Source organism: Rhizosphaericola mali (assembly GCF_004337365.2).
Lineage (GTDB): Bacteria > Bacteroidota > Bacteroidia > Chitinophagales > Chitinophagaceae > Rhizosphaericola > Rhizosphaericola mali.
This window is the reverse complement of sequence record NZ_CP044016.1, coordinates 2,129,960-2,143,568: the sequence shown is the minus strand read 5'-3', so window position 1 is coordinate 2,143,568 and position 13,609 is coordinate 2,129,960. Positions and strand designations below refer to the sequence as shown.

18 protein-coding genes are annotated in these 13,609 nt (G+C 33.2%); all 18 read right to left on the bottom strand.

Going from position 1 to position 13,609, the window contains the following annotated elements:
* Positions 1 to 3: 3 nt before the first annotated feature.
* The 18 genes from E0W69_RS09310 to E0W69_RS09225 all read right to left on the bottom strand — a co-directional run bounded on the left by E0W69_RS09310 (position 4) and on the right by E0W69_RS09225 (position 13,591).
* Positions 4 to 429: a hypothetical protein gene (locus E0W69_RS09310; protein WP_131329790.1), complete on the bottom strand. Its 426-nt coding sequence runs from the start codon at positions 427 to 429 to the stop codon at positions 4 to 6.
* A 6-nt stretch (positions 430 to 435) separates the two neighbouring features.
* On the bottom strand, positions 436 to 1,215 hold the full coding sequence (locus tag E0W69_RS09305) for a phosphoadenosine phosphosulfate reductase domain-containing protein (RefSeq protein ID WP_131329789.1): 780 nt from the start codon (positions 1,213 to 1,215) through the stop codon (positions 436 to 438).
* A complete protein-coding gene (locus E0W69_RS09300; protein WP_225321464.1) occupies positions 1,212 to 1,523 on the bottom strand; it encodes a DUF4031 domain-containing protein in 312 nt (103 codons plus the stop codon). The genes E0W69_RS09305 and E0W69_RS09300 overlap by 4 nt, the downstream gene beginning before the upstream one ends.
* 12 nt (positions 1,524 to 1,535) lie before the next feature.
* Positions 1,536 to 2,066, bottom strand: a complete 531-nt coding sequence (locus tag E0W69_RS09295; RefSeq protein ID WP_131329787.1) for an ASCH domain-containing protein — start codon at positions 2,064 to 2,066, stop codon at positions 1,536 to 1,538.
* A 511-nt stretch (positions 2,067 to 2,577) separates the two neighbouring features.
* Entirely contained in the window at positions 2,578 to 3,045 is a 468-nt protein-coding gene (locus E0W69_RS09290) for a hypothetical protein (protein ID WP_131329786.1), read from the bottom strand.
* A 181-nt stretch (positions 3,046 to 3,226) separates the two neighbouring features.
* The gene (locus E0W69_RS09285) at positions 3,227 to 3,505 is read right to left on the bottom strand and encodes a hypothetical protein (RefSeq protein WP_131329785.1); all 279 of its coding nucleotides are present in this window, start codon (positions 3,503 to 3,505) and stop codon (positions 3,227 to 3,229) included.
* A gap of 12 nt (positions 3,506 to 3,517) precedes the next feature.
* Positions 3,518 to 5,065, bottom strand: coding sequence for a replicative DNA helicase (dnaB, locus tag E0W69_RS09280; RefSeq protein ID WP_131329784.1), 1,548 nt, complete (start codon positions 5,063 to 5,065; stop codon positions 3,518 to 3,520).
* On the bottom strand, positions 4,983 to 5,867 hold the full coding sequence (locus E0W69_RS09275) for a hypothetical protein (protein WP_131329783.1): 885 nt from the start codon (positions 5,865 to 5,867) through the stop codon (positions 4,983 to 4,985). Before E0W69_RS09275 ends, dnaB begins: the two co-directional genes overlap by 83 nt.
* 8 nt (positions 5,868 to 5,875) lie before the next feature.
* Positions 5,876 to 6,088: a hypothetical protein gene (locus E0W69_RS09270; protein WP_131329782.1), complete on the bottom strand. Its 213-nt coding sequence runs from the start codon at positions 6,086 to 6,088 to the stop codon at positions 5,876 to 5,878.
* A gap of 10 nt (positions 6,089 to 6,098) precedes the next feature.
* Positions 6,099 to 7,244: a DEAD/DEAH box helicase gene (locus E0W69_RS09265; protein ID WP_131329781.1), complete on the bottom strand. Its 1,146-nt coding sequence runs from the start codon at positions 7,242 to 7,244 to the stop codon at positions 6,099 to 6,101.
* Positions 7,245 to 7,880, bottom strand: a complete 636-nt coding sequence (locus E0W69_RS09260) for a hypothetical protein (RefSeq protein ID WP_131329780.1) — start codon at positions 7,878 to 7,880, stop codon at positions 7,245 to 7,247.
* Between the two features lie 11 nt (positions 7,881 to 7,891).
* Positions 7,892 to 8,323: a hypothetical protein gene (locus E0W69_RS09255; protein WP_131329779.1), complete on the bottom strand. Its 432-nt coding sequence runs from the start codon at positions 8,321 to 8,323 to the stop codon at positions 7,892 to 7,894.
* Positions 8,324 to 8,504: 181 nt separating this feature from the next.
* A complete protein-coding gene (locus tag E0W69_RS09250; RefSeq protein ID WP_131329778.1) occupies positions 8,505 to 8,768 on the bottom strand; it encodes a hypothetical protein in 264 nt (87 codons plus the stop codon).
* A complete protein-coding gene (locus E0W69_RS09245) occupies positions 8,765 to 9,331 on the bottom strand; it encodes a 3'-5' exonuclease (protein ID WP_131329777.1) in 567 nt (188 codons plus the stop codon). Before E0W69_RS09245 ends, E0W69_RS09250 begins: the two co-directional genes overlap by 4 nt.
* A gap of 1 nt (position 9,332) precedes the next feature.
* Positions 9,333 to 10,079: an MBL fold metallo-hydrolase gene (locus E0W69_RS09240; RefSeq protein WP_131329776.1), complete on the bottom strand. Its 747-nt coding sequence runs from the start codon at positions 10,077 to 10,079 to the stop codon at positions 9,333 to 9,335.
* Positions 10,079 to 11,020, bottom strand: coding sequence for a recombinase RecT (locus E0W69_RS09235; protein WP_131329775.1), 942 nt, complete (start codon positions 11,018 to 11,020; stop codon positions 10,079 to 10,081). The genes E0W69_RS09240 and E0W69_RS09235 overlap by 1 nt, the downstream gene beginning before the upstream one ends.
* A 54-nt stretch (positions 11,021 to 11,074) precedes the next feature.
* Positions 11,075 to 11,635: a hypothetical protein gene (locus E0W69_RS09230; RefSeq protein ID WP_150926029.1), complete on the bottom strand. Its 561-nt coding sequence runs from the start codon at positions 11,633 to 11,635 to the stop codon at positions 11,075 to 11,077.
* A 3-nt stretch (positions 11,636 to 11,638) separates the two neighbouring features.
* The gene (locus tag E0W69_RS09225) at positions 11,639 to 13,591 is read right to left on the bottom strand and encodes an ATP-binding protein (protein WP_131329773.1); all 1,953 of its coding nucleotides are present in this window, start codon (positions 13,589 to 13,591) and stop codon (positions 11,639 to 11,641) included.
* Between the last annotated feature and the right edge of the window lie 18 nt (positions 13,592 to 13,609).

The following is a 13,609-nucleotide window of genomic DNA, read 5'->3' as shown; positions in this document are numbered from 1 at the left end:
GATTTATTTATTTAATAGTGATTTAATATCGTTTTCAAAATTTTTGTAATTAATAACTGTGTATCGAAGAACTGTCCATCCCATTGATTGAGCGAGGTTGTATTTGTCTGCATCTACTGAGTAGCCATTTACCGTTGTATGGCGGCTTTTCTTACTCATGACACCTTCATATTCAATTGCAACTTTGCGGTCAAGGATAGCCAGATCAAAGCGAAACTTTCGGTATTCATGAAACCTATGTTCTTCAACGTATTCGATTTCCAAACTATCTAAAACGTTTTTGAGTTCGGTTAGGGCTTTAGGTTCCTTCTTTCTGGCTTTTGATTTCTTTTCCTTAGAGTGCTTTTCTCCAAAAATGTGGGCGTTGGATGGAAGCCTACCAGCAGGCGTATCTCTGAATGATTCTATTGTGTAGTGTTGTTTAGCCATTTTAATTTACATTTTCCAGTTGTTGATTTTTTTCGGTACATATCCATTATTAACTGCATTCAGAACATCTTCAAGTGAAAAATCCATTCTGAATTTGTGATCAATAATTCTTTCAACTTCAACATATTTGATTAATAATTCTTTGTTGTGAATTCCAGATAAAACCAATGCATCGAAGGGAGCCAGAATACAGTAGGCACACGATAGTCTTGGCATTCCTAAATCATACGCATAATGGTAGGGAATATTATTTCCATGAATGCACTCCCAAACATTGAAAACACTCCATCCATGAATTGGCAGATAATCGTCAACTATTCGCTTTCTAGTAGATAATCTTTCATTTCTTACAAATACTTGCTTTTTGCTTCTGGCAGAACTTTCATCTGCTCGAAAACCAAATACATGTAAGATTTTTAAATTGCCTTCTAATTCTCTTGTAAGAGCTGTAATAACTTTATCTCCAACGGCTCTTTTAAAATCGGATGTGCACCAACGTTGTTTGGAGGATGGCCATTTACCTCTTCTTAAGGCATAGTCAAGTATTGATTCATCTCTACTATTGATAACTACATTTCTGATTCCAAAAAATGTAGCTTGTTTTTTGACCAAATCCAAAGTACCTGGCCATTCACAAATTTTCAAGTCTTGATGAGAAATGATAATGTTGTCAATATTGTAGTTTTGAGAAATTGCCATCTGAACAGTTGAATAAATTGCAGATACTGAGTCTTTACCTCCAGAACTATTAATGACTATTTTATCATAACTCAAAAGGTCGATCATTTTCCACCTCCTTCTACTATGCAGCCAAAGTCCGTTGGCGTTGCGATTAAAGTGTGAGATTGTTCTCGATTCTGGATAATATTTGAAAGTTCTCTAAAACCAACCTCTTTTGCTCCAAACTTAATTGCTAGTTGTTTTTTAGAAAGGCAAATATCAAAGTGTTCTTTAGTTGTATTTGGATATTGAATCCATTTCCTTGCAACTCCAATTTTATCACACATTTGTAACAGTTCGTCTGTTGTGTCTGCAATCATGTGACACATTCTCATACGTCCGAATGGAGCATTAAAATCGTCTATATAAACCATAATTAATATTTTTTATTTGTACCAAATACCACCGCAATAATTACATCTGAACTCTTCTCCTAAGAATCTACTTACTTGATTTTCCTCTTTTACTGGTATTTGGCAATGACAAAATAGTTTTCCGTTTTCTTCTTCTGGTTCTGCAAGTATGTTTGGATAATCCCATAAACTTAGTTTGCCTTTTACAGGAATAGGTTCATAAAATAGTATTGGATTTGCTAAAGCCCAGTTGTATATTTTGTAATGTTCAGGCATACATTTTTCCGCCCAAATACTATCGTGATTGATAACACAATCCACTAGATCAACTTTGCCAATGATGGCAGATGTGATGTCGTAATCAATAACTCCAGCTCCATAACTCCTTAATATATCTTTTTGATTTTCCGTAATAGGAATATTATCCCAATTCTTAATTTTAAAAGAAGCTGCATGTATCAGCAACGGACCTCTATAACTTGTTTTCCAAGTTCTATTTTCAATATCCTTGATTCCGGCAACGATTAATGATGCCCAAGGCTGGCGTATGGTTAATGTTTTCATATAATAGTGCTTAATAATTAAATACAGATGCCTTGTTTTGATATAACCAAAAATTTACAATGAATTGTTAATGAACTACCTAAGCATGATTAAAACATTTATATCTATGTGCTGATATTTTATTGATAATTGTCAATATAATTTTGCGCATTATTTATATAAAATGACACTTCTAATTTCAGCTTTCGTAGTTCTTTCAATTTTGAAAGTGCTAAACATTATGTCCGTAAGGACTTGTGATTTTAGTTATTTACTAAGATCTTATTTCAGGATTTACAAACTGAAATATCATTTTCATGACAAACCCGCTGTAATATCATTTAGGAAAAGAAGCAATATTTTAAATATGCTTATTTACTTGAATTTAGCTGGTATCATAGCTTTTGTGTTCACCAAAAACAAATAACAAAAAGCTATTTATTGTGTCCATAGGAGAGATTATAGTCTTAAGTGCTCTACTGTAATTTTCTTCTATGGATTTTTTCATTCTAATAATTTTTCAAAATTGCCATTACGCTACTGATTTTGCGAATTGAATAATCTTGTTTCGTTTCTCCTGATCTACATTTCCAAAAAGGCTGTTGAGTTCAGCACATTGTTTACGTTCTTCATCCGTTGTTCCTTTGTCGTACCGAACAAAATCAACTGGATATCCATTGGCCATGGCTTGAACTGTAACCAGCAATTCATTTATACTATCCTCATTGACTTGGTTCAATAGTTCGGTAATTGCACCCAAAGCTGTTCCTTCATCTTTCATTTTTGTAAATAGATGTCTATGACTAGGGTGGGAGAGGTTGCGCATTTCAGCGACGATCTGACTAATTTTAAGAACATACTTAGCATAGTCGGTTCTTGCTTTAGTACTGATAAATACAGATTGGAAATACTTAAATTTTTCCTTTACGTCCATGAGTTCTTTGATCATAAATTTCCAATCGTCCAGATCTCTGTTTGATAATTCGATTTCGTTTGACATAATTTCTATTTTGAATTTTTAAGATTTTTTCGCGCGAAAGGAGTGAGCTTTGTATTGATCACTTTTCGTTGCATGTGCCATTTGGGTAATTGGCATCCGGCTTTCTGAGATGAACAACTCATTAATGATCCAAGTATCAGAACTAAGATTATTGCGAGAAAAAACCACAATAGTTTATTTTTCATTTTTGTAATTGATTTTCATTTTTTGGGAAATAGTTTCGGACTGCATATGTTTTTTCTGTTGTAGGATCATAGATTCTACGATTAAGCGTTTTTGTGTTTTTAGCCGCTTGCTCGACTTTTTTCCTAGTAGTATGTAGAAACCTTGCTGCAACTGAATAAGAGCGAAATATTTGCGCTTTCTCGTTACGCTCAGTGATATCTTCAATACCTATATCCAATAGTCTAACAGCCTGGGCGTTCTCAGTCGTTTCCAGATTCAATCTTTTTGATGGCATTTTGATAAAATTTTAGAATGGTAAATCGTCCTGTGAAGAAGATGGAAGTTGCTTTATAGGTTTCCAACTACCAGTTTCTGATGGCCAGGTTTGTGGATCATTTGTTGGATCGTAAAATTTTTGAATACTAAGATCACTTGTCAGAACCTTATAGTCAAGTGCTCCATTTCTATGTTTGGCCCATTTCAACCGAACCTTTGAATATTTTTTATCCATTCCATTTTTCTCTCTATCTTCTTCAGTCTCTCCATAGTCATCACGAGTAGCAAATATTACAACGTCCGCGTCTTGTTCGATAGCTCCAGATTCACGCAAATCACTTAGTTGAGGAATTGGATTGCTTTCTTTTCTTTGTTCTACAGCACGGCTCAATTGACTTAATGCGATTATTGGAATATTTAGCTCATTAGCTAGGATTTTCATATTCCTACTGATATCGGCAATTTCTCTTTCTCTATTAAATGATTTTTCTTTACCACCGCTCATAAGTTGCAGATAATCAAGAAATACCATCTTTACGCCAAGGTCTATAACCATTCGTCTTACTTTCGATTTGAATTCGGTAATACTAAGGCTAGATGTATCGTCGATATATAGAGGTACTTTAGAATATTTTTCCGCTGAATTGGTCAATCTTCTTGATTCGTCATCTGTTAATCTTCCATTCGAAATATTATACAATGATATCCCAGTGTCAATTGAAAAGAGTCTATTCATTATTTTAACTCTTGTCATTTCAAGTGAGAAAAATCCAACGGCTTGACCATTAAGAGCTGCATTATATGAAAGATTTAGTGCAAATGCTGTTTTACCAACAGATGGTCTTGCTGCAAGTATGATCAAGTCAGAAGGCTGCCATCCTTCTGTAAAAGCGTTAATTGAAGGATATCCAGAATCAATACCTGAGATGCAATATGGTTTTCCTTCCTTTACTGCTTTTTCTTTCTCATATTTTTTCTTTTCTATTTCTATTAGACCTTGAAGTGATAATGAACCCACTGCAATGTAAGATCGTATAGTGCCATTTATTAAAAGTTGCGAAATAACACTTTCAGACTGTTCTAAAAGTTCAAATGGATCCATTAATTCTTGATATGAATCGTGTAAAATTTTCGATGACAATTTTATCAACTCACGATTAATAAATTTTTGGAATACGATTTCACAATATTCTTTTAGATGTGCAGTACTACTCACCATGTTTGTTGTTTTGGTGATGTAGTACGGACCTCCAACCTCTTCCAGTTTTTTATTCGCATGTAGATATTCAACAAGCGTAAGCATGTCTACTTTCTTACCCAATTTGTTCATATCCTGAATTGAACAAAAAATAGTCTTGTTAGCATCATCATAAAAACAATCTGAAGTTTTTATGATCTCTGATACTGTATCATATGCATCTTTATCCAAAAGTATTGATCCAATAATTGCAATTTCTAAGTCCTTTGCATTTGGCATCACTCTAGCTTCTGATAAATCAAATTTGCCCTGCATTTCTTTTTTGGCGTTCCAACGTTGTTTCGAATTCTTGATTTGATTTTGTGGAATCTGTGTGTCCATTTTTGTTAAATTTTTCGTTGTCGTAATTGCCTTCAAGTACTTTTAAGTAGTTCTTTTCATTATCTATAATCCAGTCAAGAGTGAACCATTTTGAAGTTGATAATAACTCACTTGATTTCGCTTTTCTAAATATTTCTCCCATATCAAAATCTTTGTCACGTATACGTGTTCTAAGTTTTTTACGACGAGTGTCAGTCAGTTTTTTTGCCATTGGTCTGCCTGTTTCACTAGCAAACATGTTCCAGAAGTCAAAGTATGGATCAACGATATTTGGACGGTCTTTTAGAAATTTAAAAACAGATTCTTTGTTTTTAGGAATAGATCGATACAATTCCTTTTCTTTTTCAATTTGTAATTGCTCAAAAGATTTTAAACGTGGCGATGTAAAATCGCCTAATCCGTTAGGATTATTATTAATAGTTTCTGTTTTAGTTTTAAGTTTATCTTTAGTATCATCCAACCTTAACGAAACCTCGTTACTAACCTCATTACTAACCTCACTAGTAACCTCATTAGCAACCTTGAAAATATTTTTCAAGCTATAAGAAACATTCGCATTTCCAGATTGTGTTTTGAAATCAATTAAACCAGCTTGTTTAAGCCTATTTCTTGCGCTATTTAGTGTAGGGAAACTGATGCTTAAATCTGCACAGATTTTAGCATTGTTGCGCTTGAACGAAGGTATCCAAGATGTCTTATTATTTACCTCAATCAAATAGAAGTAAAGTGCAATGACATTGGTAGGAAATGCTTCTACATCATGCGAACGCCAGAATCCTCTTATTAACTCTATATAATTCATAGTTTGGCTTAGAATAATTTACCCTGATTTGAATTTTTCATATTCACTTTTTCGGCTTTGATGAAAGCATCCAGATTATGTTCTGCAGTTTTGCTTTCTTGTAATTCTGCTTTACCAGAAAATCCTTGCTTTCTAGCTGCGAAAAACTTGTTTTGTGAGGTCCGAACATTGATAGACAATTGTAATAGTCTTGCAAACTTTTCTTGATATTCGTTTGACATAATCACCTCCTTATTTTTGAAATGGAACATTTGTTAATTGACGACCATTATTCCAAACAGAATATAGTCCGTTGACTTCCCTAATCTCCATAGTTTCAATCTTGCCAAAGAAATTGATGTTACCTCCCATATCAACCACCCATGCAGATTCTTTACCTGGACAAATACGCATTACTCGACCAATGATCTGATAATAAAGTGCAAGCGACATAGTAGAACGCGCAATCAAAACAGCTTCTAATGCTGGATAATCAAATCCAGTAGTTAGAACTCCAACATTGATCAAGCATTTAATTTTACCAGCTTTGAATTGTGCAAGTATGCGTTCGCGTTCAAGAGTTTTTGTATCACCAGTAAGAATTACGGATCCTGATATTTTCCTAGATACAGAAATTGCTTCTTCAAGTAGTGAACAAAATATTAATAGATTTGTCTTTTTACTTAAAATAGATTTGGCTATTCCTGCAATTTTTGAAGGCATATCTATAGCCTTGTAATACCTTTTCAAACTAGCTTCTGTAAAATCCGAACCACTACTATTAACAGTAAGTTTTGATCTATCTATAACAGAAAAAGAATAGTATTCTAATTTAGAAAGATAACCTGCATCAAATAATACTTTAGTTTGAACATACCCCAAGACCTTTGAAAATATTCTTGGAGATGTTCTAGTAATAAACTCAAGCATGGCTCCCTCAGATCCAGTTGTTAATCTATATGGTGTAGCTGTAAGTCCTAGAACCTTAGCATTTGGAAAAGAATTTAAGAATTCTTGATACATCCCTGTTTCAGGGTTAACCAAATGGCATTCATCAATCAAAATGTATTTCACTCCATTGAATAAATGCTTCTTATTGATTACACTACCAATTGTTGCGAATGTGACATTTGAAACTTCTTTTTGACCAGCTGATGCACTATAGATAGATGCTTTGTTGCCAGAAGAAATATACTTAGCATAATTCTGTTCCAAGATTTCTTTGGATGGTTGAAGTATTAAAGTTTTACCATCCAAAGGCTCTAAGATTTTTGCGATTACAATTGATTTTCCTGCACCAGTAGGTAGTATAAGTATCTCATTTTCAAATGAAGAACTTGTCAAAAAAATAATACCTAAATTAATTGAATCTGATTGATATGGACGAGGTAAAAACATCTATTTAACTTTGGCTTCTTCGAATTTATAGTCTGCATTTTCTTCCTGATAATTTCCAAACATTTCAGTTTGTATATATTCAGGATTGTGTTTTCCTTCCATATACAATTCAACTTCATTCAAAACCTTGTAAAGTCTATTTTGAAGTTCTTCAATGTATAAATAGGACCCTGAAAATTTGATTTTTGGAAGTGTCAATGGAATTTTCCCATATTGAACATTTTTACTTCCATAGAGCACAACAGATTTATTTTCTTCAACACCGGATATTTTAAAACCCGTAATATTATATGTATCAACTATTGCTTTAGCTTCCAAGTCTTTTAATGGCGTATCGTTTTGTGCAAAATGAGCAAATACTCCATCAATGTGAGCCACAAATATTAATAGTTCTTTGAATGCTTCAGACAGATCTTCATGAACAATATGGACACCATCTCTACTTAATACATCACCTTTAGATTTTCCAGTTAGCAATTCATAAGTGTAATCACACATTTCATCCTTTAGTGTAGCACTTTTGATTTCAATTTCTTTTTCCTCCGGAGATTTTCCAGCGATAGCATCAATCACTCTATTAGTCAGTTCTTGTGATTTTTCACTATTCTCAAATTTGATACTTGTAACTTTTGCCATTGAAATATATTTTATTGATTAATGAAATTTGTTTGAGGATCTGGAATAACTAAACCGAATACTTCTGCAGAGAACTGTTGGATTTTAAGGATGTACTCCATGAATTCTTTAGTGTCCAATTTTGAAGTGGATTGTGGCATATCAATGTAAAGTCCGGAACCAACTTCAACTTGTTCAGAATTAAACTGAGCTTTCAAAAATTCATGTGTATCATCAGAGGAATATTGGTTTCCAAATTCATTGATTGCACTTTTTACAAGAGGAACTACAACCGACCAGTAGTAAGCATTTTGTGGAGTTGTTCTCTTATTTGATATTGTTTCAGTCATGATTTTAATGTCTTTGCCAGCATATTGTTTCAACCACATATCGTAGCGAGGACGTCCCCATATTTTAACCTCTCCAGTCTCTGCTATATGTCCAGTTAATTCAATCTTTGCCATTATCTTATTTCAGTTTGAACACTATAACCATATTTGTTTTGAAGCTCTTTTACGTAGAATTCCTGCTTTTCTTTCAATTCGATATCATGAGGAACAAAAAGCGTTTTAGCTACTCTAGTTCGAATGAATCGCTTAACGCATCTATGTAAATAGTATCGACGATTTGATTTTTTATTACTCATTAGAATAAACTTGTTTGAGTTACTTTTTGAATTGTTTTCTTAGTTGCTTTCGATTGAACTTTTATAGATTCTATTTCAATGTGATCTTCTATTTGTCCACCTTCTAATAAAATATCGTCTTCGTGAATTGGAAACCTATTACCATTTTTGTCTTCTACTATTTTCACATTTCCATGATCACCATCTGGAATCATTTTCACCTCATCTCCAGCTTTAGCTTGGATAAAATGGTAATAGGTTGCTATGTCACGTTTGAGGATCACTTATAGCTTATTTTATCGTAAATGGCTTTTGTGAGATATATGTCATACAGTGCATCATGTAACTTATCAGGATCTACTTCTATTTTTAAAAAATCGGCAACAGTAGAGAGTTTAAAGTCTTTCATTAAATGGCGTTCCTTTTTAAGAAAATCAGCGGCTTGACACATAATATCTATTGAAGAACTCCAAAACCAAGAACCAAAATAAGAGTCACCATTTTGTACAAAAAATGCTCTAAAAAATTGATTGTCGAATGATGCATTATTATATCCAACTAAGAAAAACTTATCTGATTTATTGAATTTGTCTACATATTTGGAAAGGACTTTAATAATTGAAGAATAACCTTCTTCTATCGTTATAAATGATTTTAAATCATCCCTTGTAATTCCACCAACTTTTAAAGCTTCATCCTCAATCTCACAGGCTTTGTTTGGTTGTATTTTAAAATCGAAAGTTTCCATTATTTCGCCATCGATAACAACCATTCCTGCTATTTGCCAAATTCCATTTTTCCAATATTTTACACCAGTAGTTTCTAAGTCAAAAAAGAATAGTTTCATATCAAAAAGGGGTTTTATTAAAGTTTTCAATGATCATCCCAGCATCAGCGACAAATACTTTTTTGTGTGTCGCGTCTCGGACTTTATTATAAAAGAGTGCTTCATCAGAGTTCCCATCACTAAGATGTATTAGCACAATATTGTTTACAGTAGAAAGATCATTTGACAGCAATAGATCAATGCAATTGTCAATACTCATGTGAGATCTTACAACTCTATTTCTTCTGTATTCGAGAAGAAAACCTTCTGAAACTTTATCGTTGATGATTTCTTTTGAGTAATTCGCTTCTATGATGTAGTTGTTAGTACCTGGGAACTGATACTCTACATAATAGGAGTCTGTAATAAATACTACTAGTCCACATTCAGGATGATATATTTGGAATCCAAAAGGTTCTTTTACATCATGTTTAACATCAAATGGCATCACTTTAAAAGTTCCTATTTCATAAGTCTTTAAAGCTTTCATTGGAAAAACTCTGTGTGATTTTTCAAGTCCAAGAGATTCTGCAGTTCCATTTGATGTATAAATATTCATTCCAGCATTGATTGCTTCATTAATCCCTTTAGAATGATCACCATGTTCGTGAGTTAGAAGTATTCCAGAAACTCTTGATAAATTATAGTCAAGAGACTGTTTTATCTTTTGGAATCGGAAACCACAATCCAATATTAGAGTCTCTCCATTATCCGCTTCCAATAGATAACAATTACCATCACTATTACTGCCAATAATCTTTAACTGCATTAGAATCTCGCTTGTCTTTGTTCTGTTGGAAATAATTCGCCTTCATTTTGCATAGCTTCAAGTGGTTCGGGATCATTTGAAACTTCGTCCGCTTCTGGAATTGTAGACAAATCCATATTTATACTGATTGGTCTTTTGTTTGATTTTTCAGTAATCTCATTATTAACATCCGCTTCGAATTGAGTTACTTGTTCGGCTTCATCCTCTACACTTTCCATAAGAGCAGAATCATCAGATGATCTAATAATTAATTTACATGCTCTGTTAATAGCGGTTTTTATAGCCATTTGATCAGGAAACTTATTATGTGCTGGAGATGAACCTTTTGCAGCTCCTTGTTCCCATGATGCACGTATTTGTTTCATTGAAAGGATTTCTACATCTGTAGTTCCATCTTCCATTTCCGTAATAGCATAGGCGCCAATAACTTCATTAGAACCAATACTTTCAATAGTTTGCTTGTGCTCTAATACTTTCTTGTGGCCAGTTGCTGGATTTACTTCAAATTTGAATTCATCTCCTTTGAAAATGGCTAAGGCTTTTATGGATTTTAATTTTCCATATCTTTTAGCAAGGGCAATGTTTCCAGAATAATCTGGAGTACATTGTAATCTGTTGCCAAACATGATAAAATAGCATTGCTTTTTCAAAGGAGATAAGCCCCAGATTACCATCTTTAAAAGGCTATCTGCAATAGATTCTTTCGTACAATATTCCAGTGCATATTTTCCTTCCTTATTGGAAGTTTCAGCAAGTGTGATATATGCAGATTTTAAAGCATTTTCAGGAGAATAATCTTTGGGAATATTCAATTCACCAGTGGATTTGAATGTTTCTATTTTGGATAGAACCTGAGATGAAATATCTTTTTTTACAACTTCAATTTGTGGTTGTGCTGCTGTTGTTGTAGGAACTTGACTATTATTATTTTGAGTTGACATTATTTTTTATTTGTGAACTGTTCGGTATTTCCGAACAGTTCGATTAAGGAATAATTAAGCGACTTTTAACTTTGAAAAAATTTTATCTATCGTTAGGTTCTGTTTGAAAAGCCTTCCAATTGTGGTTTTGCTGACATTTAATTCTTTTGCCAATGAAGCTTTTGTATATTCTTTTCCTTGATAATAGAATACTTCACTTTTTATTGATCTATTTTTTGTCATAGTGAGAGCTTCTGAAATTGTGAATCCTGCATCCAATCTTGACCTAATTGTTCTTTCATGAATTTTAAATTCTCTGGCCCAATCGGATAGATTTTTGATTTGACCATTAAATTCCAATCTCACATTTGTGGTTCGGTTTTTAGATTGATCCCTAATGGGAATAAACTTGCAATTGGAGGGTTCGTAGTCTTTACTATTATCAATTCTTTCAATACTCAAACCCTCTTTGTAACCATGTGTTTTTGCCCACAATTCAAATTGTTTAAAATCCATAAATTCACTGCAAACAGTAATACCTTTACCTCCATAATGCTTGAAATCAGGCCTTCTTGGACAATTACATCTAGATTTCATATTAGCCCACATTGTATATAGTTTGGAAAGCTTTTTCATAATTTATGCTACGTGTAATTTTTTGTAGTTCCGATCAACAATCAATTTGATAATTTGACTATCAGTCGGAATTATATCAGTTATAGATTCAGAATTGTCGATAAAGATTGGAGCAGACACATTATAGAACCTTGATAGAGCATTGATGATATCCATACCAGCATTTATTTTGGAAGCTGTATTTGCATCGTTGTAAGGCACACCGTCGATTGTAGTGATACAGGTTGGCGTTTCACCGCCATTGATCTGTGTATCAAACATTTTGAAACTTACGAACTCAAAATATTTATTGATAGCATCACTGATATAGCTCATTTTAGCCTTTTGGAATTCAAGCATAGTGAATTCAAGGTTTTCAAAATCTGCAACCTCTTGAGCCAATTTTGATTCATTCTCCGACAATTCCTTAATACGTGCATCAGCTTTCTCAATCTGACTATTTGTAGAAAGTTGAGCCTTAAAACTATCCACTTGAGAAACCAATTCTCTTTTTTGATTTTGAAGATGATCTGTATTTAGATTGTCAACTTTAGGAATGTTTTGTTCGTCCGATTCAATCTCAGCTTTCAATTTCTGATACTCTGGACTTGCTGTCAAAACCCCTTCAATAGTTTTGATTTTTACCTCTGATTGAGCCGCTTTTGCATTATCCAATTCAATCTGAGCTGCATCTAACTTGTTTTGTAAATCAGAAAGTAATTGTTCTTTTTCTGCCAATAATGTTTTACCGTCTTCAATAGATTTTTTAAGAGAAAGACCGTCTGCTTCAATAGTATCAAGATTTCTATTTTTTTGAATCTTGAAGTTGTTTTGCAATTCCACTTTTTTAGCTTCAATATCATTAGCTTCGTAGGCTCTTTTGCAAGTAGGACAACAGAAATTAGCATCGTCAAAAGTCAATTGTTTTTTGCTTTCTAGTTCAAAAGCATTCAACTTTAAAGCTTTGTTTTGTTCCAACTCTTCAATACGATCTTTATATCTATCTATTGAAAGCTTTGTATGTACAATTTCATTTGTAATGTCATTGACCGTTGTAGTCAATCTTCTCAATTGATATTGACTATCGGAACTACCAGAGTTTAAAGAAGCTTTCAATCCATATTCGATTTCTCGCAATTCATTTCTTTTATTGAAAACAAGACGTTGTGCATGCTCAGATTTTTTAATTTGCTCTTTTAAAGCTTCTGAACTATCATAGATTTGATGTTCTATATGGCTGATCTCTGATTCAAGAGTTGAAATTTGATTTCCAATTTCAATCGCATTGATCGGTTCTGGTTTAGTCTTTTCCAATTCATCAATACGAGTAGGAATTTGTTTCAACTCGTCATTGGATTTTTTCTTTTTGGCTGCCAATTCACGCGCAAATTCATCCATGGACTTGGAACCCATTTTTGTAAGAAGTTCCTGGAATGCTGGATTATTATAAGCAACATCTGCATTGGTAATATTTCCCGCCATCGCAATTAAAGTTTTACGACGATCTTGCCAGCTTAATGAATTGAAATAGTTTACATTAGTAACTAGTTTGAAAGTTTCTTCCTGAATGAAAGAATCAATTTTTGCTTTGTACTCTTTCAATTGCATTGGAACATCATCAAAGAAATATAGATGCTCATTACCGGTGAATTGTTCTTCTTTCGAACCTCTTTTCTTTACATAGTTTTCTTTGAAAATATGTTTGAATGTATGTTTTTCACCATCAAACTCCATTTCAGCATACACTTCACTCTCTATACGAGTTTTGTCAGATCCATCAGCATTTTTTGGACGAATACTAAAGTCCTTTTTATCTGAAGTATCCTTACCAAATAGTAAGAAAGAAAATGCATCTGCAACGGTTGTTTTTCCAGTACCATTAGCACCGAAAATGTTCGTAGTTCCGTTGAAATCAATTTCAAGGTCTTTAATACCTTTGAAATTCGTAATTTTGATTTTGTGGATTTTAATTTCCATGATTTTTATGATTGTGGT